Origin of the sequence: Pseudomonas umsongensis, assembly GCF_002236105.1 — a bacterium.
In the GTDB taxonomy this organism is placed as follows: domain Bacteria; phylum Pseudomonadota; class Gammaproteobacteria; order Pseudomonadales; family Pseudomonadaceae; genus Aquipseudomonas; species Aquipseudomonas umsongensis.
Genome location: NZ_NIWU01000002.1, coordinates 1,263,740 through 1,287,967 on the forward strand (window position 1 = coordinate 1,263,740; position 24,228 = coordinate 1,287,967).

A 24,228-nucleotide genomic window follows, 5' to 3' on the forward strand; every position below is an offset into this window, starting at 1 on the left:
GCCCAGAGGTAACGACAATGAATGCAGTAATTGCCGCGGTCGGCATCATGCTGATACTCAGCCTGTCCCGCGTGCATGTGGTAATCGCTCTGATCGTGGGGGCGCTGGTTGGGGGGCTGACCGGTGGCCTTGGCATCGACGCGACGCTCAAGGCGTTCAACAGCGGCCTGGGCGGTGGGGCAACGGTGGCATTGTCCTATGCGTTGCTCGGCGCGTTTGCGGTGGCGATTGCCAAATCCGGACTGGCCCATGCCTTGGCGGACAGGGCCTTGGCGATGGTCGACCGGCAGCATGCCAGTGGCGGTGGCCAGGTCAAATGGCTGCTGATCGGCCTGTTGTGGATCGTGGCCATCGCTTCCCAGAACATCCTGCCGATTCACATCGCGTTCATTCCGTTGCTGGTGCCGCCGCTGCTGTATGTGTTGACCCGGCTGCAACTGGATCGTCGATTGATCGCCTGCGTCATGACCTTCGGCCTGATCACCCCGTACATGTTCTTGCCGGTGGGCTTTGGCAACATTTTCCTCAATGAAATCCTGCTGGCCAACGTCGCCCGCAGTGGCGTCGATATCAGTGGCATCAACGTGACCCATGCCATGGGTATCCCGGCACTGGGTATGTTCGTGGGCCTGCTGATCGCGTTTGTCAGTTACCGCAAGAAGCGCGTCTACGACCTGGAAAAGATCGAGCAGGTCGAGCAGGTCGCGGTGCAGTACAACCCCCTGAGCCTGATTGTCGCTGGCGTGGCGATTGCCGCGGCATTCATCATTCAGTTGCTGCTTGATTCGATGATCATTGGCGCGTTGGTGGGCTTCCTGATTTTTTCGGTGTCGGGCATCGTCAAGTGGCGCGACACCGATGACCTGTTCACCGAAGGCATGAAGATGATGGCGATGATCGGTTTCATCATGATTGCCGCTTCCGGTTTTGGCGAAGTGATCAAGGCCACCGGGCAGGTGCAGACGCTGGTCGAGACCTCGGCCTCGTGGATCGGCCACAGCAAGGCCGTCGGTGCCTTGCTGATGTTGCTGGTCGGGTTGTTGGTGACCATGGGGATTGGTTCGTCATTTTCCACCGTGCCGATCCTGGCGGTGATATTCGTGCCCTTGTGCGTGCAGCTGGGCTTCAGCCCGATTGCCATCGTGTCTATCATCGGGACCGCAGGTGCATTGGGCGACGCCGGATCACCAGCGTCGGATTCGACCCTGGGCCCGACCTCTGGACTGAACATCGACGGTCAGCATCACCACATCTGGGACACCGTGGTCCCGACTTTCCTGCACTACAACCTGCCATTGCTGGTGTTTGGCTGGATAGCGGCGATGGTGCTCTGATTTCACCCATCGCCTCGCCAGCAAGCCGGCTCCTACAGGTCCCAATAGGGGACTTCGCCAAAGCATTCGACAAAGAAGTCGATCACCGTCCTGACTTTCACCGACAGGCGGCGGCTGCCGGGCCAGAGCACGGCGATCTGCTGCGGCTCAAGGCTGTTGGAGACCTGGTAGTCCCCCAGCACCGGCACCAGCGTGCCGTTGCGCACCGCCTCGCCGATCAACCATGACGGAAACATCACCAGCCCCAGGCCCTGCACGGCGGCCTGGGTCAGGGTGTCGGCGTGGTTGCCGGTGATCGGCCCTTTCACCGCATAGGGGGTCCATGGCAGCTGGCCTTTGCGGAAAAACCAGCGTTGCAGGCCTGCCACCCCTTTGTAGGCCAGGCATTGATGGGCGGCGAGATCGTCAGGGTGTCGCGGCGTGCCGTAGCGTTGCAGGTACGCCGGGCTCGCCGCGACCTGAAAGCGCTGTGGTGCCAGTATTCGCCCCTGCATGCTGGAGTCGTGCAGGGGGCCGATGCGAAACAGCAGGTCGGCGCCTTCCTGCAGGGGGGCGACGTAGCTGTCGGTCTGCTGGATATCCAGTTGCAGTTTCGGATAACGGGCGCACAACTGCCCCAGCCACGGGGTCAGATGCCGCTGGCCGAACACCACCGGCGCGTTGATCCGCACCAGTCCGCTCGGCTCGCTTTGCTGTTCCTGCAGGGCCTGTTCGGCTTCTTCCAGTTGCACCAGTACCAATCGCGCGTGTTCTCCCAGCAGCCGTCCGGCCTCGGTCGGCGTGACGGCGCGCGTGTGGCGGTAAAGCAATTGCTGGTTCAGGGCCTGTTCCATCAACTGGATCTGGCGGGAAATCGAAGAGGGCGCCACGCCCTCGCGGCGGGCTACTTCGGAAAAGCTGCCGTGGTCGAGCACCGCGACAAATAGCCGGAGTGCCTTGAAACCCAGTTCGTTGAGGCCGTGCATCGTTAGTCCTGCTGTGCGCGTTGCGCAAAAGTGTTGTCCAGATGCTCCCATTTATCGCACAGAAGTGACAATCGATAATGCGCGCCATGTTTCCTTGAACGGAGTTTTACCGTGCAGTCTTCTTCTCTCGACAGCGTCGCTGCCGTTGCAACGCCGACCGCTCGGCCAGGGCTGCGCCTGTTGCTGCTGCCCCTGGTGATCCTGGCGGGCATGGGCCTGTCCGTGGAGGCCGGGTTGCTGGGGCCGTTGGGCATTCAGGTCGGTCATTTATGGGCGACCTTGAGTATTTTTGGCGTCGGCTCGGCGATTCTGTTTTTCCTGTTGCTGCTCAGCGGCCCGCAACAGGGCCCGGCGCTGAGCCAATTACCGCGCTGGCAATTGATCGGCGGTTTTCTCGGGCCGGTCTATGTCGTGGTGCTGACGCTGGCCACACCGCACATCGGCATTGCGATGACGATGATCGCGATCCTGTCCGGGCAGGTCGGCAAAAGTGTGCTGATCGACCATTTCGGCTGGTTCGGTACCACCCGCAAGAAAGTCAACGCTGAGCGCTGGCTGGCCTTGCTGCTGATTGTCGCGGCACTTGTCCTGATTGCACGGGGTTGATGATGAGTCTGATTATTTTGTTGGCGCTGGTCGTGGCGGCCGGTGCGATCCTGAGCGTGCAGGCGGCGATCAACGGGCGCCTGGGTGAAACGGTTGGCGTGTTGCGCAGCAGTTTGCTCACTTTCGTGGTGGGGACGGTGCTGACCGGGCTACTGATCGTATTTTTCGAACCGGCTCACGCCGTGAGCCTGCTGGACGTGCCGAAGTGGCAGCTCGGCGGGGCGCTGTTCGGTGTGGTCTACATGATGGTGATGGTGGGGGCGGTGCCACGGGTGGGCACGGCGGTGGCGACGGTGGCGGTGATCGTCGGGCAACTGGGGATGGGGATGCTGATCGATAATTTCGGCTGGCTGGGCAATCCGGCGATCGAGTTGTCGGGGAGTCGGGTGCTGGCGATGGTGCTATTGGGCCTGGCCCTGGTATTGATGTATCGCAGCAGCAGTCGGGTAACGGGTTGAACGCTTGAGGCGGCCTGCCTCCTGATCAACTCCTACACTGGTACAACGGGCTGCTCATCCAGCCCGCCGACGACCACTGCCAAAGGAGTCTGCGCCATGACCGATGAAAAAAGCATCTGTGACTGTCCGAAGTGCAACTGCAAGCTCGGTGAACATCCTGTCGTGCGTCACGGCAAGCATTACTGCTGTGAAGCCTGTGCCAAGCACCACGAGCACGGCGAAGAGTGCGCCCATCAAGGCTGCAAGTGTGCGCACTGACCCTTGTGCACAGGAACGTGGGGCCTAGTCGGGCTCCACTTCCAGTTTCAGGCTGTCGTCATCCTGCCGTTCGCTGTGGCGCACGGTGCCCGCCAGGCGTCGACCATCGACCCTGACCACCACCGTCTTGGCCTGCTCCAGATCGTCCGGCAAAGGCGCCGGGACTCTCACTGCAAAGCGCGTCGGATCACCTTCGACCTGTTCCAGGCCGACCCGGCACTCGGTGCTGCGGGTGACGCGGCCGAACAACGTATCCAGACCGTAGTCCAGATGTGCAGGGCTGCTGACGAGTGTCGAAGTCATTTTCTTCCCCCCAATCCTGATCGCTGCCCGGCTAGCCGGCCGGGCGCCACTTGACGTTCTCCACGCCGAATTTTTCTGCCATCGGTTTGCTGGTCTTTTGCACTTTTTCACGGCCAAAGCGAGGGATGCGTCCAACCCCCGCGTCGCAGCTTGCCCAATGCCAGGCCTCCGCGTTGTCCATTTTGTCCAGACGGATGATGAACGACTTGGGGACGCCATGAAGAGTGTATTCAATGACGAACAGTTTTGCGTTGTTCATAGAGCCTTTGTTCCTCCCTGTTGTACATAGAGGGATCGTTGGGCGCTGGGAAAATTCATTCGGATTGTCCGACGGTGCATGTCATCCGCGCATTCCGGCAGGCGGCGCCCACTTGGGCAGTGGCGGCTCTGGTAGAATCGGCCCCATTGATCCCAAGAGGTGCCCCCATGAGCGAGCCGATCCGCCTGACCCAATACAGCCATGGTGCTGGTTGTGGCTGCAAGATTTCCCCCCAGGTGCTGGAAGTGATTCTGGCCGGCAGCGGGGCGCAGAATCTTGATCCGAAACTGTGGGTCGGCAATGCCTCGCGTGATGACGCGGCGGTTTACTCCATCGATGAGGAACGTGGCGTGGTGTCGACCACCGACTTTTTCATGCCGATCGTCGATGATCCTTTCGATTTCGGCCGCATTGCCGCCACCAATGCCATCAGCGATATCTACGCCATGGGTGGCGATCCATTGATGGCGATCGCGATCCTTGGCTGGCCGGTCAATGTGCTGGCGCCAGAGATTGCCCGGGAAGTGATTCGCGGCGGGCGCTCGGTGTGCGATGAGGCCGGGATTCCCTTGGCGGGCGGGCATTCGATCGACGCACCGGAGCCGATCTTCGGTCTGGCCGTCACCGGTTTGGTGCAAAAGCGCCACATGAAGCGCAATGACACGGCCACGGCCGGTTGCCTGTTGTACCTGACCAAGCCCCTGGGCATCGGCGTGCTCACCACGGCCGAAAAGCAGGGCAAATTGCGCAGCGCCGATGTGGGCCTGGCCCGCGACTGGATGTGCACCCTGAACAAACCCGGCAGCCGTTTTGGCAAGCTGGACGGCGTTACCGCAATGACCGATGTCACCGGTTTCGGCCTGCTTGGGCACCTGGTGGAAATGGCCGATGGCAGCGGCCTCACCGCCCGCATCGACTATGAACGGGTGCCACGCTTGCCGGGCGTCGAGTATTACATCGACCAGGGCTGTGTGCCGGGTGGCACATTGCGCAATTACGACAGCTACGCCGACAAGCTCGGGCGTCTCCAGGAACTGCACAAGCGGGTGCTGTGCGACCCGCAAACCAGCGGTGGCCTGCTGGTTGCCGTGACGCCCGAGGGCAACGCCGGCTTCCTCGCGGTTGCCGCCGAACTGGGGCTGAGCCTGACGCCAATCGGTGAACTGGTCGAGCGACAGAGCCGCGCGGTCGAGGTGTCGTGATGCCCGTCGACTGTACTGATTACCGCGACATTTTTCTCAACGACCGGCCAATGATGGACGCTCGTGCGCCGGTCGAGTTTCTCAAGGGCTCGTTTCCCGGCGTGGTCAACCTGCCGCTGATGAATGATCACGAACGGCAGCGTATTGGTACCTGTTACAAACAACACGGGCAGCAGGCGGCGGTTGAGCTGGGCCATCAGTTGGTGTCCGGCACCACCAAGGCCGAGCGCATCCAGGCCTGGGCGGATTTTGCCCGGGCCCATCCTGATGGCCTGTTGTATTGTTTTCGTGGTGGCCTGCGCTCGCAGATCGTCCAGCAATGGCTCAAGGACGAGGCGGGCATTGACTATCCGCGGGTAGGCGGCGGCTACAAGGCCATGCGCACCTTCTTGCTGGAAACCCTGGACCAGGCCGTGGCCCAATGCGATTTCGTCTTGTTGGGCGGCATGACCGGCACCGGTAAAACCGAGCTGCTCACGCAACTGGACAACGGCCTGGACCTTGAGGGACATGCCAACCATCGCGGTTCCAGTTTCGGCAAGCGCGTAACTGCCCAGCCGTCGAACATCGACTTCGAAAACCGCCTGGCCGTGGACGTGCTGAAAAAGCGTGCCCGCGGTTTCGAACAGTTCGTGCTGGAAGACGAAAGCCGCGCGGTCGGCAGTTGTGCACTGCCACTGCCGCTGTACCAGGGCATGCAGCAGTTCCCGATGGTCTGGCTCGAAGACAGCCTGGAGGGGCGGATCGAGCGAATCTTGCGCGATTACGTGGTGGACCTGTGTGCAGAGTTCATCGCGGTGCATGGCGAGGAAGGTTTTGCGCTGTTTTCCGAGCGCTTGCTGGCGAGCCTGGACAATGTGCAAAAGCGACTGGGCGGCGAGCGGCACCGGCGCATGCTGATCCTGATGGAAGAGGCTTTGGCCGAGCAAGGGCGCAGTGGTGCGGTGGATTTGCACCGGGGCTGGATCGAGGGCTTGCTGGTTGAGTATTACGACCCGATGTATGCCTTTCAGCGGGAGAAGAAAGGGGCGCGGATCGAGTTTGCCGGGGAGCGGGGGGCAGTGTTGGAGTATTTGCGCGAGCGGGGCATTCAGCGCGGGTGAGGGTGGTCTTGCCGGCCCCTTCGCGAGCAGGCTCGCTCCCACAGTAGATCTTCAATAAACGCCGAATTTGTGTACGCCGAAGATTTACCGTGGGAGCGAGCCTGCTCGCGAAGGCGTCCTATCAGGCACCCCAAAATCAGGTCGGGCAACTCTCCTGCCCGTTATCCAGCCCCTGCTTGTAGCTATGGCTTTGCAAGCTGGCCTTGCCGTTGTGCCAGGTCAGGGTCAGCACGTACAGCGAGTCATAGTCGCTCGATTCCCAGTCCTCGGTGATCTTCTGTTTCTTGCCGACGGCTTCACCGGCGACCTTGTTGATCAGTTCTGGCAGATAGCCGTGGGACCAGGCCGTATAGATGACCGAGTTGTGGTACTTGTCGTGGAGCAGTTCATCGGCGAGGTCACTGGTGTCGTTGGCCGAGAAGTTGATGTTCACCGGCAAACCGAGCTTGATCGCGCTGGGGCTGATGGTCATCAAGGGGCGGATGTAGCTGTAGGAGTTGTCCAGTTCGCCTTCCTCGACATTGCGCGTCGGGTTGGCGGCGAACACGTAGTCGGCCTTGCCGAATTTTTCTGGCAGCAGGGTGGCCAGGTCGATGGCGCGGTTCAAGCCCTGGCAATTGAGCTGGCCCAGGCCGCCCTCGGGCTTTTCCGCATGGCGCAGGAACACCAGGGTCTGGGTGCCATCCACCGGCTGGGCGCGGCTTTCGCTGGACTCCAGCGTCAAAAACAACGTGCTGGCTGCCAGCAAGGCGGGCAGGAGCAAATACGCACGATGTTTAAAGTGTCGGGTGAATTTCAAGGGATTGATCATTGAATAAAAGGTTCTTCAGCGCATTGGGTTAAGGCTGACAAACCTTTGCACCGCGACTTTCCTGCGTCGGGTGTTTTCCATGTCGTGGAGCCGTTCCGTATCAAAGGGACATTACTCAGAGTCCCCTGAAGCCCGTTTGGTTCGATTCCGGCCGAGAGCGCAGCACTTTACCGGTAACCTTTGGCGGGTTGCAGCGAAGGTTATCGACAGGATGTTGCGAAATTATGGACACCCTACACGAGCGGTCAGACAAACACAGTTATCTCGCTTGATCTTGACCATCAGCGATAATCATGGCGCCAGGCGCCGCAGTCCGGGTCATCTCCTTTATGATCGGCATTCTCAATTTCTCGTGGAGGCTCCCATGACCGATTTGTCTGCGTTCCCCATCACCCGCAAATGGCCGGCACGCTACCCTGAGTGGATTCAACTGTATTCCTTGCCGACCCCCAATGGCGTCAAGGTTTCGATCATGCTCGAAGAGATCGGCCTGCCCTATGAGCCCCATCGCGTCGGCTTCGACACCAACGACCAGCTGTCGCCCGAGTTCCTGTCGCTGAACCCGAACAACAAGATCCCGGCCATTCTCGATCCCCATGGTCCGGACGACCAGCCGTTGCCGCTGTTCGAGTCCGGGGCGATCCTGATCTACCTCGCCGACAAGAGCGGGCAATTGCTGGCCCAGGAAACGGCGGCGCGCTACGAGACCATTCAGTGGCTGATGTTTCAGATGGGCGGCATTGGCCCGATGTTCGGCCAGCTCGGTTTCTTCAATAAATTCGCCGGCAAGGACTACGAAGACAAGCGTCCGCGTGACCGCTATGTCGAGGAAAGCCGACGCCTGCTCAGTGTCCTCGATGCACGCTTGCAAGGGCGCGACTGGATCATGGGCGAACGCTATACCATCGCCGATATCGCGACCTTCCCGTGGGTGCGCAACCTGATCGGTTTCTATGAAGCCGGCGACCTGGTCGGCATCCAGAACTTCCCCAACGTCACGCGGGTGCTGGAGAAATTCCTGGCACGGCCGGCGGTCAAGCGCGGGCTGGAAATCCCCAAGCCAAACGATTTGATCTGATCAGGACCAGGGACGGCCATGCATTCATTCAATTTCAAGCAAGTCGATGTCTTCAGTCGCGTACCACTCAAAGGCAATCCGCTGGCGGTGGTGTTTGCTGCCGACAAGCTGAGCGATGAACGCATGGCGGCGTTCGCGACCTGGACCAATCTCAGCGAAACCACGTTCATCCTGGAACCGCAGGATCCCCGTGCCGATTATCGGGTGCGGATATTCACCACCCTCAAGGAGTTGCCATTCGCCGGACATCCGACCCTGGGCACTTGCCATGCCTGGCTTGAAGCTGGCGGTGTGCCCAAGGGCGAAGAGATTATCCAGGAGTGCGGTGTCGGCCTGGTGCGGGTTCGTCGGCAGGGCGCGGAGCTGGCGTTTCTCGCTCCGCCACTGCTCAAGACCGGGCCGGTGGACGCCACTCTGATGACGCGTGTGTGCTTGGGCTTGGGGCTGGAGCCGCAGGCGATTGTCCGCGCGCAATGGGTCGATAACGGTGCGGGCTGGCTGGCGGTGATGCTCGCGGATCGCCAGCAAGTCCTGGACTTGCGACCGGACCATTCGCACATGCTCGGCCTCGCCGTGGGTGTCATCGCGCCGTGGCATGCGGAACGCGATGGCGATGAAGCGCAGTTTGAAGTCCGCGCATTCATCTCCGGTGACGGTATGCCCGAGGATCCGGCCACGGGCAGCCTCAACGCCGGGATTGCCCAATGGCTGCTCGGTGAAGGGCTGGCGCCGGCCCGCTACGTGGTCAGCCAGGGATTGACGATGGGCCGCGCGGGGCGCATCCAGGTGGAACAGGTGGGGGAGGAAATCTGGATCGGCGGGGCGGTGGTGACCTGTATCGACGGCACGCTGGCCCTTTGATTGACCCGACCTGTGCAGGAGCGATTATTGCGGGTGCGGTAAGGGTAATTTCTCCCGGGTGATTTGTGCCCTGCACCTTGCAGGGCATAAGCTTTGCCCCCTCTACGACTTTCGTCTTGTTTTTCGTTTTTTGAGGCATCTCCATGTCCAGTCAGTTCCCCGAAGCACGCCCACGCCGTCTGCGCCGCAATGCAAGCCTGCGCAGTCTGTTCCAGGAAACCGAGTTCAGCTTGAACGACTTGGTACTGCCGATTTTCGTCGAAGAAGAAATCGACGATTTCGTGCCGATCAAGAGCATGCCCGGTGTGATGCGCATTCCGGAATCGAAGCTGGCGGGGGAGATCGAGCGATATGCCCGTGCCGGGATCAAGTCGGTGATGACCTTTGGCGTGTCCCATCACCTGGACAGCAATGGCAGCGACACCTGGAACGACAATGGCCTGGTGTCGCGCATGTCGCGCATCGCCAAGGACGCCGTGCCGGAAATGATCGTGATGTCCGATACCTGTTTTTGTGAGTACACCGACCACGGGCATTGTGGCGTGATGCACAACCTTGAGGTCGATAACGACCAGACCCTGCTCAACCTCGGCAAACAGGCGGTGGCTGCTGCCCGTGCCGGTGCTGACGTGATTGCCCCATCGGCCGCCATGGACGGGCAGGTCCAGGCTATTCGCCGGGCGCTCGATGCCGCCGGGTTCACCCAGACGGCGATCATGGCCTATTCGACCAAGTTCGCCTCGGCGCTCTACGGACCGTTCCGCGAAGCTGGCGGCAGCGCGCTCAAGGGCGATCGCAAAAGCTACCAGATGAACCCGATGAATCGTCGTGAGGCGGTGAGGGAGTCGCTGCTGGACGAACAGGAAGGCGCCGATGCGCTGATGGTCAAGCCGGCCGGAGCGTACCTCGACATCATCCGCGACATTCGCGAAGCCTCGCGCCTGCCCTTGTCGGCGTATCAGGTGAGCGGGGAGTACGCGATGATCAAGTTCGCCGCACAGGCCGGGGCTATCGATGAAGATCGCGTGGTGCGCGAAAGCCTGGGCGCCATCAAGCGGGCCGGGGCTGATCTGATTTTCACGTATTTTGCGATGGACCTGGCACTGGCGGGGATCTGAAAACAACCACAACCCTTGTAGGAGCCAGGTTTGCCGGCGAAGAACGATGACGCGGTCTAGGGGTACATATCCATTGCTGCGGTTACGGCCTCCTATGGTTTCGCTCTTACAGCGACTCACTTTTTCAAACGCCGGAGTGCCGGCCCAGCAAAAAGGAACCAAAAGGCTTTGCCCCACCACTCGGTGCCTCGCTAAGGCTCGGCATGCCCTCACTCCGGCATTGCTCCGTGGGTCGCCGCGATGGGCCGTCCCTGGCCCAGCGCGGCTAAACCGGCGTCCTGCCGGTTTCCCCACTGCGCAATGCCTGCGTTCGGCCATCGTGGTTAACGGGGCATCCAGATCAAAATCAAAAGCGAGGCGGCCTTAAAGCAGACCTGACTTTTCCGGTTACCGCCAATGATCGTTCCCACGCTCTGCGTGGGAATGCATCCTGTGACGCTCCGCGTCACATGTGCGCAGGACTCAAGCCTTGCGTCGTCAGTGGAACGCGGAGCGTCCCTGGCGGCATTCCCACGCAGAGCGTGGGAACGATCAATGCGCACGGCTCCCGATCAGGTCGGCTTTAAGGCCGCCTCGCTTTGGCTTTTGATCTTGATCTGGCTTTTGATTTTCTTGCCCCATCGAGAGGCCGGAGCGAGGGTTCCCCGAGCCCCAGCGAGGGGCCGAACGCCAGGGGCAAGAGCCCTTGGTTACTTGGGGCCGGGCGGCGTTCCGTTTTTCCAAGTGACTCGCCGTAAGGGCGAAACCCTAGGTGGCCGTTACCGCAGCAACGGATATACACCCAATCCAAATACCCCAACCTAAAATCAGGGCGCACCAAAGTACGGTCGGATCCCGCGGTCGCGAAAATACCGTTCGATCACCTTCGGGTCCGAACAGGTTTCGGCAATCGCCACGTATGTATCCGGCCGTAGCAGGTAGAACCCGTTGCGCCCAAGGCCGGCCGTTTCGAATGCCGGGCGCCAGCTGAACACATGCAGCGGCAGATGGTGCTCGTGGCACCAGGCGATCATCTCGTCGCTGGTGTCGCCATACACATGCACCTGCCAGGTCGGGCATTTGAGCGATTCAAAATTGTCACCTTCACCGTCGTGCGCCCAGGGCAGGCGGTCGCCACCATGCACCTGCCCGGCAACGCCTGTGCTCAAGGGCATGGCGCGATAGTTCAGGGTGATTTGCGACACGGTGCGGAACAGGAATTCGCGGGTGGTTTCGAACGAGGCCATTTTCGGAATCAGCAAGGGCGCCAGCCGCGTGCGCAACACATCCGCCATGGGCCCCTCGGCGGTAACGAACGTGAACACCCGGTCGGTGGTGGCCACCAGCTTGCGGGCGAAGGCGATGCGCTCGGTTTCGTAGGAGTCGAGCAATTTCGCCTCGGCGCCACCGCTCAGTACCGCCGCGAGTTTCCAGGCCAGGTTGATGGCATCGCCAATCCCGGTGTTCATGCCCTGGCCTCCCGCGGGGCTGTGCACGTGGGCGGCATCGCCCAACAGGAAGGCGCGTGCGCTGCGAAAGTGATCCGCCACCCGATGATGCACGCGGTAGGTCGAGAACCAGTTCAGTTGTTCGACCTTGACCTGCATATGCTCGATGGCCCGACTGCTCACGTCGTCAAATTGCAGGGTTTGCGCCTGTTCGGCGCGTTCGTCGCGCACGGTGCCGATCAAGCGTGCCCGGCCGCTGCCAGCCAGTGGGAATACCGCGAGGAAATCCGCCTCATCCAGGTCCACATGCAGTTCGCCATTGAACGCCGGGCCGCTGGCGTGCACGTCGGCGACGTAGAAAACCTGCTGGTAGGTGCCGCCTGGAAAACCGGTGTCCAGGGTCTTGCGAACGATCGAACGGGCGCCGTCGCAACCGGCCAGGTAGCAGGCCTGGCAGGTTTCCTGTTGGCCGTCGGGCAAGCGCAGCGTGGCGCTGATGCCGTCATCGGTTTGCTCGAAACCTTCGAGCTCGGTGTTGCGTTCCACCGTGATGCCGAAGGTTTGCAGGCGATCGATCAGCAGCCGTTCGTGTTCGTCCTGCGGGAATATTTCGAGGAAGGCGTAGGGCGTCAGGCCTTCACCGACGCGGTTCAACGGCAGGCGCGCCACGGGCTGGCCTTTTACCCAGAAATTGGCGGCCGCGACCTGATGACCGTCGCGTACGATGGCGTCGGCCAGGTCCAGCTGGCGATACAGCTCCAGCGTGCGCGCCTGCACCGCCAGTGCCCGTGAAGTGGTGCCCGGTGCAGAAGTCTTGTCGACGATCCGCACGCGAACCCCCAGTTTGCTCAGCCATAGCGCCAGCACCAGCCCCGTCGGGCCGGCGCCGATGATCAACACATCGCTACGCTGCATGACCCCGTCCTCTTGCCGTGTGCTGCAAGTATGGTCCAGCCTTGCGCAGCGGCCAGCGTTTTTCATCGGCACCTGAGGAACAGCCGGGTTCGCGCCACGGTCATAGCCTGCGCCATGCATTGATCGTATGGTTAACCCGGTTCAACGAACGCCCTGGAGCAACATGCAAGCCCATCGATTGATCATGAGCATCACCGCGTTACTGGTGGTGGCCGGTTGCAGCAGTCAGCGACCCCAGGAAACCGCGGCGCGCAAGCCCGCCGAGGTCAAGGCGCAAATCGTGCGCTTGCTGCCGGCCAAAACCGTCGATCGCCAAGGGTGGGCCACGGACATCTACGCCGCGTTTGCTGCGCAGAACATCGCACCGACCACGCAAAACCTCTGTTCGGTGCTGGCGGTCACCGAGCAGGAGTCGACTTTCCAGGTGGATCCCGGCGTGCCAGGGCTGGGCAAGATCGCCCGGGATGAGATCGATCGCCGGGCGGCCAAGGCGCATATCCCCCAACTGTTGGTCAGCGGTGCACTGCGGGTGAGTTCGCCCAACGGTAAAACCTACAGCGACCGGCTGAACGCCGCCCGCAGCGAAAAGGAACTGAGCGCGATTTTCGATGACTTCATTGGCATGGTGCCCATGGGCAAGACCCTGTTCGCAGGCTTCAACCCGGTGCACACCGGCGGGCCGATGCAGGTCAGCATCGACTTTGCCGAACAGCAGGCCAAAAGCTATCCGTATCCGGTGGAAGGCTCGATACGGCGTGAAGTCTTTACCCGCCGTGGCGGCATGTACTTCGGCATCGCGCATCTGCTCGGTTATCCGGCGAGCTACAAGCAGCCGTTGTACCGCTTCGCCGATTTCAATGCCGGTTGGTACGCCAGTCGCAATGCTGGCTTCCAGAACGCCGTGAGCCGGGCCTCGGGCATCCCGCTCGCGCTGGATGGCGACCTGGTCCGCTACGGTTCGATCATGCCTGGCACCACGGAGCTGGCGGTGCGCACCTTGGGCAAGCAGTTGGGCATGCGCAATCCGACGATCAGGGATCAACTGGAGGAGGGCAACACGCTGGCGTTCGAGGACAGCGAGCTCTATCAGCGGGTTTTCGCCTTGGCTGAACAGGCCGAAGGTCGTTCCCTGCCGCGCGCGGTACTGCCGGGCATCGTGCTGCAAAGCCCGAAAATCACCCGCAAGCTCACCACTGCCTGGTTTGCCAAGCGCGTCGATGAGCGTTACAAGCGCTGCATGGCGCGGGCAGGCTGAAGATATTGGCGAACGTCCACACGCTGTATGACTTTCGAGTTTTAACAGGCATGAAAAAGCCCGGCTGATCAGGCCGGGCTTTTTGTGGGTGCGGTGAAGCGAAGGGGTTAGGCGACGGTGTTGCCTTGCAGGCGGTCGGAGCCATCGGCGGCGACGGTGTTGCCTTGCAGGCGGTCGGAGCCATCGGCGGCGACGGTGTTGCCTTGCAGGCGGTCGGAGCCATCGGCGGCGACGGTGTTGCCTTGCAGGCGGTCGGAGCCATCGGCGGCGACGGTGTTGCCTTGCAGGCGGTCGGAGCCATCGGCGGCGACGGTGTTGCCTTGCAGGCGATCCGAACCATCGGCAGCCACGCGATTCTCGATCAAGCGATCCGAACCACCCTCGGCCACCCGGCTTTCAATCAGACGATCCGAGCCACCTTCAGCCACGACAGGCTGAACAGAGGTAGCGGCAAAAGCGTTAACTGCGAAAACCGAGAAAGCAATGCTGAGGAGAGTTTGGCGTTTCATGATCGTGTGCTCCGGGGTGTAGTTGTTTGGTATGGAGCTGATGTTACGCCGTGGATTTTTTTAGAGAACTTCATTGACGTGATGGTGAACATCGACGCTATTGATAGGGGCGGTGCGGTACCGTTCGTGGGCGTGATGGTGCAGTCGTCGGACGCTCGGGTCGTGGTCGATGGCGCCTTCTACACTGGATAGCTGGTGCTGATCGCGGCCAACCAGGAGGTATGTATGTATCAACTCTACGGACACCAGAACTCGGGCGCGGCTGCGATCGAGGCCGCCCTGGAGCTGTGTGAGATCGCCTATCGCTTCATTGATGTCGAAACGTCCCCGCAGGCGGCCCAGGCACTGGAGAAGCTCAATCCGCTCAAGCAGATTCCGACGCTGCAACTGCCCGACGGCAGTGTCCTCACGGAGAGCGCGGCGATCCTGATTCATCTCGGGCTGACATTTCCCGAGTCGAACCTGTTACCGGCTGACCCTGCCGAGCGTGACCAGGCCATTCGGGGCCTGGCGTTCATCGTCAGCAATTGTTATGCGGCCATCGGCATCATCGATTACCCGGAACGCTGGCTGGCCAATGCTGATGAAGCCTCGCGGCAAAACCTCATGGCCGGTACCCGGCAGCGCTTGCATTGGAGCTGGGAAGTGTTTGCCGACCAGTTTTCCGCTGAGCTGTACCTGGGTGAAGAGGCTCCGGGCGCGCTGGATGTGCTGGCGGCCGTGGTCACACGCTGGGGCGGCAGCCGCGAGCATTTGCGCCGAACCCGGCCGGGCTTTTCCGCCTGGCTGGAACGCATTGACCGGCATCCGATATTGGCGCCGGTCTTTGCCAGGCATTGGCCTGCCTGATCACCACAAATTAATAATGTGGGGGGATTTGCAGTGTACCCGTACTATTCGCCGCGAATGTACTGCTCCAGCTGGCGAATCAACTCGGCCTGTTCGGCGATGGCTTCCTTGACCAGGTCGCCGATCGACAGCAGGCCGATCAACTTGCCGTTTTCCACCACCGGCAGGTGACGCAAGCGTCTGTCGGACATGATGCCCAGGCAGGTGTCGACGGTTTGATGGGTGTCCACGGTGATGACGGGCGATACCATGATGTCGCGTACCGGCGTGCCCACAGAGGAGCGGCCATGCAGCACCAGTTTGCGCGCGTAGTCGCGTTCACTGATGATGCCCAGTACCTCGTCATTCTCCACCACCAGCAAGGCACCGACGTTTTTTTCGGCCATCTTCATCAGCGCTTCGAGCACCATGTGATCAGGTTTGATCTGGTGCACTTCCTGGTTCTTTTGATCTTTCAACTTGAGCAGTTGCGCGACGGTTTTCATGGCGGTTTTCCGGGTGTTGTCGTTGTCCTTGAAGAATCGTAGACCCAGGCGTTCAGGGCAAGGGCAAAAGCGGCAGATAGCACACAAAAAACGTCATTCGGCGGATTTTTTCCGAACCCGAAAAAATCGCAGCCTTTGTAGGAGCTGCCGCAGGCTGCGATCTTTTGATCTTGCGCCTGTAAATCAAAATCAAAAGATCGCAGCCTGCGGCAGCTCCTACAGGTTTGGATGACGCGTAGAATTACTCGCTTGAACAAAACCCGAGGTCTGCAGTGGTGGATTTACCCCAGGGCTTCGTCCTGACCCGGCATTGGCGCGACACGCCGGCGGGCACCGAAGTCGAGTTCTGGCTGGCGACCGATAGCGGTCCCCGGCGCATCCGCCTGCCGCATCAGCCGTCGGTGGCGTTTATCCCGGCCGATCAGCGCGGGCAGGCCGAGGCGCTGTTGCGCGACGAAAAAAACGTCGAGCTCAAGCCCCTGGCCCTGCAGGACTTTGAACATCGCCCGGTACTCGGCCTGTATTGCCAGCAGCACGGGCAACTGATGCGCCTGGAAACCGCACTGCGCAGGGCGGGCGTCGAGGTGTACGAGGCCGATGTGCGCCCGCCGGAGCGCTACATGATGGAGCGGTTCATCACCGCGCCAGTACGCTTTGGCGGCACGCCGGGGGGCGATGGCCTGCTGCTCGAGGCGCAGATGAAACCCGATCCCGACTACCGTCCCAGCCTGAAACTGGTGTCCCTGGACATTGAAACCACCGCCCAGGCCGAGTTGTATTCCATTGCTCTTGAAGGTTGCGGCGAGCGTCAGGTGTATATGCTCGGCCCGCCCAATGGCGACCACGGCGCGGTGGATTTCCAGCTCGAATACTGCGAATCGCGAACCCTGCTGCTCAAGAAGCTCAATGAATGGTTTGCCCGCCACGACCCTGACGCGATCATTGGCTGGAACGTCGTGCAGTTCGACCTGCGGGTCTTGCATGAACACGCCCGGCGCCTGGCCGTGCCGCTGAAACTGGGGCGAGGCGGCGAGGAAATGCAATGGCGCGAACACGGCAGCGGCAATCATTACTTTGCATCCGCCGCCGGCCGGCTGATCATCGACGGCATCGAGTCCCTGCGCTCGGCGACCTGGAGCTTCCCATCGTTCAGCCTGGAAAACGTCGCGCAAACCCTGCTGGGCGAAGGCAAGTCGATTGATAACCCGTACCAGCGCATGGATGAAATCAACCGCATGTTCGCCGAGGACAAGCCGGCGCTGGCCAAGTACAACCTCAAGGACTGCGAGCTGGTCACGCGGATCTTCGCCAAGACCGAGCTGCTCAAGTTCCTGCTGGAGCGGGCCAGTGTCACCGGGTTGCCAGCCGATCGCATGGGCGGATCGGTGGCGGCGTTCACCCACCTCTACATGCCGTTGATGCATCGCCAGGGCTTCGTTGCGCCAAACCTGGGCAGCAAGCCGGCACAAGCGAGCCCTGGCGGATTTGTCATGGACTCGCGACCGGGGTTGTACGAGTCGGTGCTGGTGTTCGACTACAAGAGCCTCTATCCGTCGATCATCCGTACCTTCCTCATCGACCCGGTAGGCTTGATCGAAGGGCTCAAGCACCCCGATGACCAGGACTCGGTACCGGGTTTTCGCGGGGCGCGGTTTTCCCGCACCCGGCATTGCCTGCCCGCCATTGTCGCCCGGGTCGCCGAAGGCCGGGAAACCGCCAAGCGTGAGCACAATGCGCCGCTGTCCCAGGCGCTGAAGATCATCATGAACGCGTTCTACGGCGTGCTCGGTTCCAGTGGCTGCCGCTTCTTCGACACGCGCCTGGCGTCATCGATTACCTTGCGTGGCCACGAGATCATGCTGCGCACCCGAAAGCTGATCGAAGACCAGGGCCATACGGTGATCTACGGCGACACCGACTCGACCTTCGTCTGGCTGCGCCGCGCCCACGGCCAGCAGGAGGCCGCGCAGATCGGCCGCGCGCTGGTCGACCACGTCAACCAGTGGTGGCGTGAGCACGTGCGTGAAGAGTACGGCCTGGAGAGCGTGCTGGAGTTGCAGTTCGAAACCCACTACAAACGCTTCCTGATGCCGACCATTCGCGGCGCGGAGGAGGGCAGCAAGAAGCGATACGCCGGATTGGTCACGCGCGCCGATGGCAGCGACGAAATGGTCTACAAGGGCCTGGAAACCGTGCGCACCGACTGGTCGCTGCTGGCCAGGCAATTCCAGCAGGAGCTGTATTCACTGATCTTCCACCGCAAACCCTATCAGGACTACGTGCGCGAGTATGTGCGCAAGACCCTGGCCGGTGAGTTCGACGACCGCCTGATCTACCGCAAGCGCCTGCGCCGCACGCTGGACGACTACCAGCGCAACGTCCCGCCCCATGTACGGGCGGCGCGGATTGCCGACGATTACAACGATCGCCAGGGCCGCCCGCGGCAGTACCAGAATGGCGGCTGGATCAGCTACGTCATCACTGTCGCCGGCCCCGAGCCGCTGGAGATCCGCAGTGCCCCCATCGACTACGACCACTACATCACCCGGCAACTGCAACCGGTGGCAGACGCTATCCTGCCGTTTGTCGATGACGATTTCTCAACCCTGGTGGGGGGGCAACTTGGCTTGTTTTGAGTCCATCAGCGACAGGGTCCAGTCATCCAGAATGCCGTGAAAGTATTGGTTCAAGGCTTGATGAAAGAGACTGTCGTCGTCCGCGACCTGGGCGAACAAGGTCATCGAGGAGCGAAATTTCAGGTCGTCGGGGTGGCCGAATATCGCTGCCACCGAGCGCTGCCGGATGTTCAGCACCTGTTGGGTACACGTGCGCAGCCGGACACCCAGCAGCGGGTGTTCTAGGTAGGCCTGCGCTTCTTCCCGGGAACGGATCGCGAAGCGCCGGGACATTTCGCTGTCACCCAACCCGGCGAACTGCGGGAAAACGAACCACATCCAGTGACTGCGCTTGTGGCCGGCTTCGAGTTCGGCCTGGACCCGGTCGAACACCGGGTTCTGCGCCTGGACGAAGCGTTGCAGGTTAAAGGCGTCCGGTTGATCGGTGCTTCTCATGTCGAAGCCCTCTGACACCGCGATGGCTTAGACCATGGCCAACCGCTGCTTGCGTTTGGGCGCCTGAAACGCTTGGTCCAGCGCCTCCAGATCCCCAGCCTCCAGCTTCAACTGCGCAGCTTGCGCATTGAGCCGCACGTGTTCGGGGCGGACGGCCTTGGGGATGGCGATCACGCCGTCCTGGCGCAGCAGCCAGGCCAGGGAAACCTGGGCAGGCGTGGCGTCGTGGCGGGCAGCTACTTGTTTGAGCGTAGCATTGGCCAGCATTTTCCCTGCCTGGCCGATCGGACAGTAAGCCATGACCGGCATGCGTTGCTCCTTGCACCAGGGCAATAGATCAAATTCTATGCCACGTTCCTCCAGGTTGTAGAGCACTTGATTGGTGGCACAGCCCTCTGTCGAGAGCTCTTGCAGGTCGTCGAGATCAAAGTTGGACACGCCCCAACGGCCAATCTTGCCGGCTTCACGCAGGCGTTCGAAGGCTTCTACCGTTTCTTCCAGGGGATACTGGCCGCGCCAGTGCAACAGGTACAGGTCGATGGAGTCGGTCTTCAGCCGTCGCAGGCTGCGCTCGCACGCCTGGGGAATGCCCTGGCGGCTGGCGTTGTGCGGGTAGACCTTGCTGACGAGGAAGACCTGGTCGCGCTGGCCGGCGATGGCGTCGCCCACCACTAGTTCGGCACCGCCTTCGCCATACATTTCGGCGGTGTCGATCAGAGTCATGCCCAAGTCGATGCCCAGGCGCAGTGCGGCGACCTCCTCTTGATGGCGGGCAGGGTCCTCGCCCATTTGCCAGGTGCCCTGGCCGATGACCGGTACCCGGGTGCCGGCCAATTGCTGGGTACGCATGCTTTGCTCCTTCTGGTCATTATTTCTGTTGGCATCAGGATAGCCCCTCGGGTTCCATCCGGGTGGCTGTAGGAGCGAGCATGTCGAATCGTCGCACCGTCGCGATGGGCGTCAACGATGACGTGGGAAACCTGACACCCCCACGGCGCTCTCAGGTTCATCGTCGGAACGCCGCCCGGAGCAGGCTCGCTCCCACAGGTGCCGGTGATCGATTGGCGACGCTCGTCACCGCACTTTTGCGCAACTTGCGGCTCTATCCATTGCCAGCCGACGGCGATCCCCCCGTCGGCCCATGCCAAGTTCATCACCCATGGCTCGAGTTTCACCCCACATCATTCGCTCAATCGGCCTGCTACTGGGTGGCCTGTCGCTGTTGCTGGCCAGCGGTTGCAGTCATCAACCAGGCAACGACCTGTTCACCCAGATACGCGATGGCAAACCCCAGGAGTTCCTGCAGACCAGTGTCGACCGCATGGCGACGCTGGCCATGCGCGACAACCTCGACAGCCTTTACCTGCTGATGAGCAAGCTGTACCTGCGCAACCCCGAGGAGTTGAAGAAATCCGGCTTCCTCGATGCCCGGACCGCGGGCAAACAGGTGCGCATGGCCATTGAGCAGCAGCAGCCGTTGCCTACGCTTGGGGGCAAGAAGGACCTGGCAGCGCTGCGGTTTGCCATGAGCCCGGAGTTTCTCGGCGATCGCGTCGGTGCGTTCATCTATGCCATTGGCAGCATGCTGGTCACCGCCCACGGCAATCGCCTGGAGTTCTACATGACGGACGCGATCAACCCGACGTTCGTCAGCAACGCCGCGCGCAACATTGAAATCGCTACCTGGATTCTCAGCCAGCGGCAGACCAAGGACGGCCAGCCCATGCTGTTCTCCAACGAAATCTCGGAGGAGGGCAGCAACCTGAGTTTCGCCGTGGAGTTTGGCAAGATCGTCGCGCGACTGGACCTTTTGACCCAGATGCTCGACGAGCGCTATCGGCGGATCGGCTTGAACTATGCCCAGAGCCTGCTGTTCCTGAATTTTCTGCCGGTGCAATGACTGTTCCGCTCGGCGTCGCGACGAATGACCACCTGTAGGAGCTGCCGCAGGCTGCGATCTTTTGATCTTGTTTTTGAAGATCAAAAGATCGCAGCCTGCGGCAGCTCCTACAGGGGCGGGATGCAGGATGCAAACAGGGCGGGATGCGAACAGGGCATAAAGATAGATCGCATCGATATAACTGGTTATAAGAAATATCGCTATGCTGCGGGCCAGTTATTTCCTGCAGTTTTTGTGGATGTTTCAATGGATTTGTTGAATATCGGGTTGGTCGTGGCCGGGCTGGTGGTCGGCTTTATCGTCGGCATGACCGGCGTGGGTGGCGGTTCATTGATGACGCCCATCCTGCTGTGGTTCGGCATCAACCCGGCCACCGCGGTCGGCACCGATTTGCTGTACGCGGCCATCACCAAGTCCAGTGGCGTGCTGGTCCACAGGAAGAACAACAATATCGACTGGTCGATCACCGGATGGTTGACCCTCGGCAGCGTGCCCGCGGTGATGTTGACGTTGTGGTTCCTCAGCAGCCTGAACGAAGCACCCGACGCGATGAACGCGATCATCAAGCAGGCCTTGGGTTTTGTCCTGTTCGCCACGGCGCTGGCGATCCTGTTCAAAAAGCGCCTGCTCGACTTCGCCCACAAGCGCGCCGGAGGCAACTACAAGCCCAGCGGCTCGCGCCTGAATGTCCTGACCGTAATCACCGGCCTGGTGCTGGGCACCATGGTCGCGCTGACCTCGATCGGCGCGGGAGCCCTGGGCACCGTGGCGTTGTTTATCCTCTATCCGTTGTTGCCGACCCGCCGCCTGGTCGGCACGGAAATCGCCCACGCCGTGCCCCTGACCCTGGTCGCCGGCCTTGGCCATGCGAGCATGGGCAATATGGACTGGCACGTGCTCGGTTACTTGCTGGTCGGTTCGTTGCCGGGGATTTACCTGGGCAGCCACCTGACCGGGCGCATCTCCGATGAATGGTTGCGCCCTTGCCTGGCGACGATGCTGGTACTGATCGGCTACAAACTGGCGTTCTAATCGTTCTAATAATGTAGGAGCGAGCATGCTCGCGAAAAACGTCAACGATAACGTGGGGTGTCAGGCTTCCCGCGTCATCGTTGACCTCCATCGCGAGCAGGCTCGCTCCCACAAAAAAAATGCAGTTCAAGGCAGTGCATACACCTTGAACAGCTTTTTCATCGTCTCGTTGATCCCGCCCAAGTACTTGTCGTAAGCCTGCTCAATGGCGCCGGAACGATAGGCCTCGCTCAGTGCCATATCCACCAGCAGGCGGAAGTCCTCGTCACCGCGTTCGACGATCATGGCTACCGGGGCGTACTCGAAGATGCGGTCCAGGACCATCAGGTCATTGTTGGCGCCGCCTTTTTCCACCTGGTTTTTCAGAAACATGCGTTCGGCGAAGAACGCATCGGCCTTGCGCGCGGCCACCAGCCCGGCCCCTTCTTCGGTATTGGCCACGGTCACCAGCGAAGCGATCACGCCGAGCATGCGCATCTGTTCGCGAATCCAGTCTTCGACTACACCGCCCTCGATGGTGGCAAAGGTCTGGTTGGCCAGGCCGCGGTTGATTGTCGCCCGCCAGGTCGGGCCGGGGATAGCTTCCTTGCCGTTGAGCGCGTTGAGCAGCGGTTCGGCGGCATCCTTGCGCACCAGCACCGAGAGGCCGGCGGTGTATACCGGTATCGAGTAACTGATGGTCTTGCGCCGTTCGAGGGTAGGCGGGGTGGGGGTGCAGAGGATGTCGACCTTGGCCAGTTTCACCGCGCTGGTCTCCTCGGCAGACGTGACGGGCTGGTAGCGCACCTGCAGGTTGGGCAGGTCGAGTTCGGTCTTGAGCTTGTCGGCGATCTTCAGGCACAGGTCGATGGCATAGCCGCTGGCCTTGTCGCCCTGCGCAACGCTGAAGGGCGCCAAATCAGGCACGTAGCCCAGGGTAAAGGCGTTGCTGGCGCGTATGCGCTCCAGGGTGTTGGCACCCGCCACCATGGGCAGCGCGGTAAACACCAGGGCGAGCAGCAGGCGTGTGGTTTTTGCAAAGGGTGCGTTCATGTCCGGTTCCCCCGTGTAGGAATGTCGGTGCAATCCTGGTTGCGATGCCTAAACATTGCCGGTCCTGGCCTGGACGGCGGCTGGCACGTCGACGAAACGCTTGGCGAGGAAACCATAGAGCAGGTAACCCAAGGCGAGCACCAGTGTGCCGCCAAATACCGCATCCTTGCCGCAGGCATACAGGGCGTACAACGAGTAGGCCACCGCCACCAGCAGCACCACCAGGTTGCGCGAGTACACCGCGGGCCCCACTTGGGCTTTGTGCATGATCACCAGCAAGCCGGTCAGCGCCGTTATGTAGGGGATCAGGTTGGTCACCGCCGCCAGGCTGACCAGTTTGCTGAACTGCGCAGCGGCATCGGGTGAGATGGTCGACACGGCCATGATTGTCTGCAACACGCCGCAGACGATCATGCCGATCACCGGTGCGTTGCTGGCGTTGACCTTGCTGAACAGCTTGAGGAACAGGTTCTGGTCGGCGGTCATCTTCGCCGTTTGTGCCAGGGTGAATTGCCAGCCCAGCAGCGAGCCAATGCAGGCCATGATCGCCAGGGCCATGACGATGTTACCCACCAACGGGTTGAACATCTTGGCGTAGACCAGCGCGAATGGTGCCGAGGAATTGGCCAGCTCGGCATTGGGAATGATGCCCTGGATGACGGTGGTCGACAGCACATAGACCGTGGCGGCGCCCAGGGTGCCGAACAGGCAGGCCAGCGGTACGTTGCGCTTGGGGTCTTCCACCGCATCGGTGGCCTGGGCTGCCGATTCCATGCCCAGGAATGCCCACAGGGTCAGGGGGATGGCCTTGCCGATGGCTTCGGAGATGGCCAGGTTGTTGGGGTTCCAGGCGGCTTCCAACAGTTTGGCGTCGAACCAGAACCAGCCGATGATACTCAGGCCCGCCACCGGAATGATCACGCCCCACACGGTGAAAGCACCGATCTTGCCGGTGATGCTCGGGCCGCCGAAGTTGGCGATGATGGTGATCCAGATCAGCGCGACCGTGCCGACGAACAGCGGGATTGCACCACTGCTGAGCCAGGGCAGGAAGGCGCTCATGTAGCCCACCGCCGAGATCGCGACGGCGACGTTGGCGATTGCCAGGGACAGGAAGTACAGGTACGAGCAGAGGAAGAACCCCGACTTCGCATGGGCTTCCTCGGTGTAGGCGGACAACCCGCCGGAACGTGAGCAGAACACCCCGCACTGGGCGAAGCAATAAGCGATGGCCATCGAACCGATCGCCGTGAAAATCCACGACAATAGCGAGACTGCACCGAGTTGGGCCATGTTGGTGGGAAGCATGATAATGCCTGAACCCATCATGTTGACCGTGACCAGCGTGGTGAGCCCCATCAGGCCCATTTTCTTGCTTGAATCAGCCATCGCACACT

At 61.2% G+C, this 24,228-nt stretch carries 25 protein-coding genes; 14 read left to right on the forward strand and 11 right to left on the reverse strand.

What is annotated here, in order from left to right:
* Positions 1 to 17 precede the first annotated feature (17 nt).
* Positions 18 to 1,334 (forward strand): Na+/H+ antiporter family protein, encoded by a 1,317-nt coding sequence (locus tag PSUM_RS16165; protein ID WP_020799446.1) that lies wholly within the window; start codon positions 18 to 20, stop codon positions 1,332 to 1,334.
* A 32-nt stretch (positions 1,335 to 1,366) separates the two neighbouring features.
* On the opposite strand, the gene PSUM_RS16170 is transcribed toward PSUM_RS16165, so the two are convergent.
* The gene (locus PSUM_RS16170; RefSeq protein ID WP_020799445.1) at positions 1,367 to 2,299 is read right to left on the reverse strand and encodes a LysR family transcriptional regulator; all 933 of its coding nucleotides are present in this window, start codon (positions 2,297 to 2,299) and stop codon (positions 1,367 to 1,369) included.
* Between the two features lie 111 nt (positions 2,300 to 2,410).
* Between PSUM_RS16170 and PSUM_RS16175 the strand changes: the two genes are divergently transcribed.
* From PSUM_RS16175 to PSUM_RS16185, 3 genes are all read left to right on the forward strand, one after another.
* Positions 2,411 to 2,905 (forward strand): DMT family transporter, encoded by a 495-nt coding sequence (locus PSUM_RS16175; protein ID WP_020799444.1) that lies wholly within the window; start codon positions 2,411 to 2,413, stop codon positions 2,903 to 2,905.
* Positions 2,905 to 3,363 carry a DMT family transporter gene (locus tag PSUM_RS16180; protein ID WP_020799443.1) on the forward strand — a complete coding sequence of 153 codons (459 nt, stop codon included), beginning with the start codon at positions 2,905 to 2,907 and terminating at the stop codon, positions 3,361 to 3,363. Before PSUM_RS16175 ends, PSUM_RS16180 begins: the two co-directional genes overlap by 1 nt.
* A gap of 96 nt (positions 3,364 to 3,459) precedes the next feature.
* A complete protein-coding gene (locus PSUM_RS16185) occupies positions 3,460 to 3,621 on the forward strand; it encodes a Prokaryotic metallothionein (protein WP_020799442.1) in 162 nt (53 codons plus the stop codon).
* A 24-nt stretch (positions 3,622 to 3,645) separates the two neighbouring features.
* Here the strand turns inward: PSUM_RS16185 and PSUM_RS16190 are convergent, their stop codons facing one another.
* The gene (locus tag PSUM_RS16190) at positions 3,646 to 3,924 is read right to left on the reverse strand and encodes a hypothetical protein (RefSeq protein WP_033045186.1); all 279 of its coding nucleotides are present in this window, start codon (positions 3,922 to 3,924) and stop codon (positions 3,646 to 3,648) included.
* Positions 3,925 to 3,955: 31 nt separating this feature from the next.
* On the reverse strand, positions 3,956 to 4,183 hold the full coding sequence (locus PSUM_RS16195) for a DUF6555 family protein (protein WP_020799440.1): 228 nt from the start codon (positions 4,181 to 4,183) through the stop codon (positions 3,956 to 3,958).
* A gap of 167 nt (positions 4,184 to 4,350) precedes the next feature.
* On the opposite strand from PSUM_RS16195, the gene selD reads away from it, so the two are divergent.
* Positions 4,351 to 5,385, forward strand: a complete 1,035-nt coding sequence (gene selD, locus PSUM_RS16200; protein WP_083348558.1) for a selenide, water dikinase SelD — start codon at positions 4,351 to 4,353, stop codon at positions 5,383 to 5,385.
* Entirely contained in the window at positions 5,385 to 6,488 is a 1,104-nt protein-coding gene (gene mnmH / locus PSUM_RS16205) for a tRNA 2-selenouridine(34) synthase MnmH (RefSeq protein WP_083348559.1), read from the forward strand. The genes selD and mnmH overlap by 1 nt, the downstream gene beginning before the upstream one ends.
* Before the next feature lie 136 nt (positions 6,489 to 6,624).
* On the opposite strand, the gene PSUM_RS16210 is transcribed toward mnmH, so the two are convergent.
* Entirely contained in the window at positions 6,625 to 7,299 is a 675-nt protein-coding gene (locus tag PSUM_RS16210) for a hypothetical protein (RefSeq protein ID WP_033045190.1), read from the reverse strand.
* 364 nt (positions 7,300 to 7,663) lie between these two features.
* On the opposite strand from PSUM_RS16210, the gene PSUM_RS16215 reads away from it, so the two are divergent.
* The 3 genes from PSUM_RS16215 (at position 7,664) to hemB (ending at position 10,356) form a co-directional block, all read left to right on the forward strand.
* The gene (locus PSUM_RS16215) at positions 7,664 to 8,377 is read left to right on the forward strand and encodes a glutathione binding-like protein (RefSeq protein ID WP_033045192.1); all 714 of its coding nucleotides are present in this window, start codon (positions 7,664 to 7,666) and stop codon (positions 8,375 to 8,377) included.
* A gap of 18 nt (positions 8,378 to 8,395) precedes the next feature.
* The gene (locus PSUM_RS16220; protein ID WP_033045193.1) at positions 8,396 to 9,238 is read left to right on the forward strand and encodes a PhzF family phenazine biosynthesis protein; all 843 of its coding nucleotides are present in this window, start codon (positions 8,396 to 8,398) and stop codon (positions 9,236 to 9,238) included.
* Positions 9,239 to 9,381: 143 nt separating this feature from the next.
* Complete coding sequence (gene hemB / locus PSUM_RS16225; RefSeq protein ID WP_020799433.1) at positions 9,382 to 10,356, forward strand: porphobilinogen synthase; 975 nt, start codon at positions 9,382 to 9,384, stop codon at positions 10,354 to 10,356.
* A gap of 806 nt (positions 10,357 to 11,162) precedes the next feature.
* Here the strand turns inward: hemB and PSUM_RS16235 are convergent.
* Positions 11,163 to 12,818: an FAD-dependent oxidoreductase gene (locus PSUM_RS16235; protein ID WP_331717103.1), complete on the reverse strand. Its 1,656-nt coding sequence runs from the start codon at positions 12,816 to 12,818 to the stop codon at positions 11,163 to 11,165.
* Between the two features lie 43 nt (positions 12,819 to 12,861).
* On the opposite strand from PSUM_RS16235, the gene PSUM_RS16240 reads away from it, so the two are divergent.
* Positions 12,862 to 13,953, forward strand: coding sequence for a DUF1615 domain-containing protein (locus tag PSUM_RS16240; RefSeq protein ID WP_020799598.1), 1,092 nt, complete (start codon positions 12,862 to 12,864; stop codon positions 13,951 to 13,953).
* Between the two features lie 107 nt (positions 13,954 to 14,060).
* Here PSUM_RS16240 and PSUM_RS16245 read toward each other — a convergent pair whose 3' ends face one another.
* Positions 14,061 to 14,462: a hypothetical protein gene (locus PSUM_RS16245; protein ID WP_083349355.1), complete on the reverse strand. Its 402-nt coding sequence runs from the start codon at positions 14,460 to 14,462 to the stop codon at positions 14,061 to 14,063.
* A gap of 225 nt (positions 14,463 to 14,687) precedes the next feature.
* On the opposite strand from PSUM_RS16245, the gene PSUM_RS16255 reads away from it, so the two are divergent.
* Entirely contained in the window at positions 14,688 to 15,311 is a 624-nt protein-coding gene (locus tag PSUM_RS16255; protein WP_033042476.1) for a glutathione S-transferase N-terminal domain-containing protein, read from the forward strand.
* 44 nt (positions 15,312 to 15,355) lie between these two features.
* Here the strand turns inward: PSUM_RS16255 and PSUM_RS16260 are convergent, their stop codons facing one another.
* Positions 15,356 to 15,796: a CBS domain-containing protein gene (locus tag PSUM_RS16260; protein WP_007944798.1), complete on the reverse strand. Its 441-nt coding sequence runs from the start codon at positions 15,794 to 15,796 to the stop codon at positions 15,356 to 15,358.
* Between the two features lie 275 nt (positions 15,797 to 16,071).
* Here PSUM_RS16260 and PSUM_RS16265 point away from each other — a divergent pair, with 275 nt between their 5' ends.
* On the forward strand, positions 16,072 to 18,432 hold the full coding sequence (locus PSUM_RS16265; protein WP_162276363.1) for a DNA polymerase II: 2,361 nt from the start codon (positions 16,072 to 16,074) through the stop codon (positions 18,430 to 18,432).
* On the opposite strand, the gene PSUM_RS16270 is transcribed toward PSUM_RS16265, so the two are convergent.
* Both PSUM_RS16270 and PSUM_RS16275 read right to left on the reverse strand, forming a co-directional pair.
* Positions 18,397 to 18,867: a DUF1810 domain-containing protein gene (locus PSUM_RS16270; protein WP_083348563.1), complete on the reverse strand. Its 471-nt coding sequence runs from the start codon at positions 18,865 to 18,867 to the stop codon at positions 18,397 to 18,399. The two genes, PSUM_RS16265 and PSUM_RS16270, sit on opposite strands and share 36 nt — an antisense overlap.
* Positions 18,868 to 18,894: 27 nt before the next feature.
* Positions 18,895 to 19,716, reverse strand: coding sequence for an aldo/keto reductase (locus PSUM_RS16275; protein ID WP_033040717.1), 822 nt, complete (start codon positions 19,714 to 19,716; stop codon positions 18,895 to 18,897).
* A gap of 310 nt (positions 19,717 to 20,026) precedes the next feature.
* Here PSUM_RS16275 and PSUM_RS16280 point away from each other — a divergent pair, with 310 nt between their 5' ends.
* Complete coding sequence (locus PSUM_RS16280) at positions 20,027 to 20,767, forward strand: hypothetical protein (RefSeq protein ID WP_050511574.1); 741 nt, start codon at positions 20,027 to 20,029, stop codon at positions 20,765 to 20,767.
* A 246-nt stretch (positions 20,768 to 21,013) separates the two neighbouring features.
* Positions 21,014 to 21,799: a sulfite exporter TauE/SafE family protein gene (locus PSUM_RS16285; RefSeq protein ID WP_033041934.1), complete on the forward strand. Its 786-nt coding sequence runs from the start codon at positions 21,014 to 21,016 to the stop codon at positions 21,797 to 21,799.
* Between the two features lie 126 nt (positions 21,800 to 21,925).
* Here the strand turns inward: PSUM_RS16285 and PSUM_RS16290 are convergent, their stop codons facing one another.
* Together PSUM_RS16290 and potE are read right to left on the reverse strand one after the other, a co-directional pair.
* The gene (locus tag PSUM_RS16290) at positions 21,926 to 22,831 is read right to left on the reverse strand and encodes an amino acid ABC transporter substrate-binding protein (protein ID WP_020798145.1); all 906 of its coding nucleotides are present in this window, start codon (positions 22,829 to 22,831) and stop codon (positions 21,926 to 21,928) included.
* 48 nt (positions 22,832 to 22,879) lie between these two features.
* The gene (gene potE / locus PSUM_RS16295; protein WP_083348564.1) at positions 22,880 to 24,220 is read right to left on the reverse strand and encodes a putrescine-ornithine antiporter; all 1,341 of its coding nucleotides are present in this window, start codon (positions 24,218 to 24,220) and stop codon (positions 22,880 to 22,882) included.
* Positions 24,221 to 24,228 lie beyond the last annotated feature (8 nt).

Coding starts and splice junctions, on each gene's coding strand:
- PSUM_RS16255 (WP_033042476.1), top strand. CDS start 14,688: ATGTATCAACTCTACGGACACCAGAACTCGGGCGCGGCTGCGATCGAG.
- mnmH (WP_083348559.1), top strand. CDS start 5,385: ATGCCCGTCGACTGTACTGATTACCGCGACATTTTTCTCAACGACCGG.
- PSUM_RS16185 (WP_020799442.1), top strand. CDS start 3,460: ATGACCGATGAAAAAAGCATCTGTGACTGTCCGAAGTGCAACTGCAAG.
- PSUM_RS16180 (WP_020799443.1), top strand. CDS start 2,905: ATGATGAGTCTGATTATTTTGTTGGCGCTGGTCGTGGCGGCCGGTGCG.
- PSUM_RS16245 (WP_083349355.1), bottom strand. CDS start 14,462: ATGAAACGCCAAACTCTCCTCAGCATTGCTTTCTCGGTTTTCGCAGTT.
- selD (WP_083348558.1), top strand. CDS start 4,351: ATGAGCGAGCCGATCCGCCTGACCCAATACAGCCATGGTGCTGGTTGT.
- PSUM_RS16260 (WP_007944798.1), bottom strand. CDS start 15,796: ATGAAAACCGTCGCGCAACTGCTCAAGTTGAAAGATCAAAAGAACCAG.
- hemB (WP_020799433.1), top strand. CDS start 9,382: ATGTCCAGTCAGTTCCCCGAAGCACGCCCACGCCGTCTGCGCCGCAAT.
- PSUM_RS16195 (WP_020799440.1), bottom strand. CDS start 4,183: ATGAACAACGCAAAACTGTTCGTCATTGAATACACTCTTCATGGCGTC.
- PSUM_RS16270 (WP_083348563.1), bottom strand. CDS start 18,867: ATGAGAAGCACCGATCAACCGGACGCCTTTAACCTGCAACGCTTCGTC.
- PSUM_RS16280 (WP_050511574.1), top strand. CDS start 20,027: ATGGCTCGAGTTTCACCCCACATCATTCGCTCAATCGGCCTGCTACTG.
- PSUM_RS16170 (WP_020799445.1), bottom strand. CDS start 2,299: ATGCACGGCCTCAACGAACTGGGTTTCAAGGCACTCCGGCTATTTGTC.
- PSUM_RS16240 (WP_020799598.1), top strand. CDS start 12,862: ATGCAAGCCCATCGATTGATCATGAGCATCACCGCGTTACTGGTGGTG.
- PSUM_RS16210 (WP_033045190.1), bottom strand. CDS start 7,299: ATGATCAATCCCTTGAAATTCACCCGACACTTTAAACATCGTGCGTAT.
- PSUM_RS16220 (WP_033045193.1), top strand. CDS start 8,396: ATGCATTCATTCAATTTCAAGCAAGTCGATGTCTTCAGTCGCGTACCA.
- PSUM_RS16235 (WP_331717103.1), bottom strand. CDS start 12,818: ATGCATGGCGCAGGCTATGACCGTGGCGCGAACCCGGCTGTTCCTCAG.
- PSUM_RS16275 (WP_033040717.1), bottom strand. CDS start 19,716: ATGCGTACCCAGCAATTGGCCGGCACCCGGGTACCGGTCATCGGCCAG.
- PSUM_RS16215 (WP_033045192.1), top strand. CDS start 7,664: ATGACCGATTTGTCTGCGTTCCCCATCACCCGCAAATGGCCGGCACGC.
- PSUM_RS16285 (WP_033041934.1), top strand. CDS start 21,014: ATGGATTTGTTGAATATCGGGTTGGTCGTGGCCGGGCTGGTGGTCGGC.
- potE (WP_083348564.1), bottom strand. CDS start 24,220: ATGGCTGATTCAAGCAAGAAAATGGGCCTGATGGGGCTCACCACGCTG.
- PSUM_RS16190 (WP_033045186.1), bottom strand. CDS start 3,924: ATGACTTCGACACTCGTCAGCAGCCCTGCACATCTGGACTACGGTCTG.
- PSUM_RS16290 (WP_020798145.1), bottom strand. CDS start 22,831: ATGAACGCACCCTTTGCAAAAACCACACGCCTGCTGCTCGCCCTGGTG.
- PSUM_RS16165 (WP_020799446.1), top strand. CDS start 18: ATGAATGCAGTAATTGCCGCGGTCGGCATCATGCTGATACTCAGCCTG.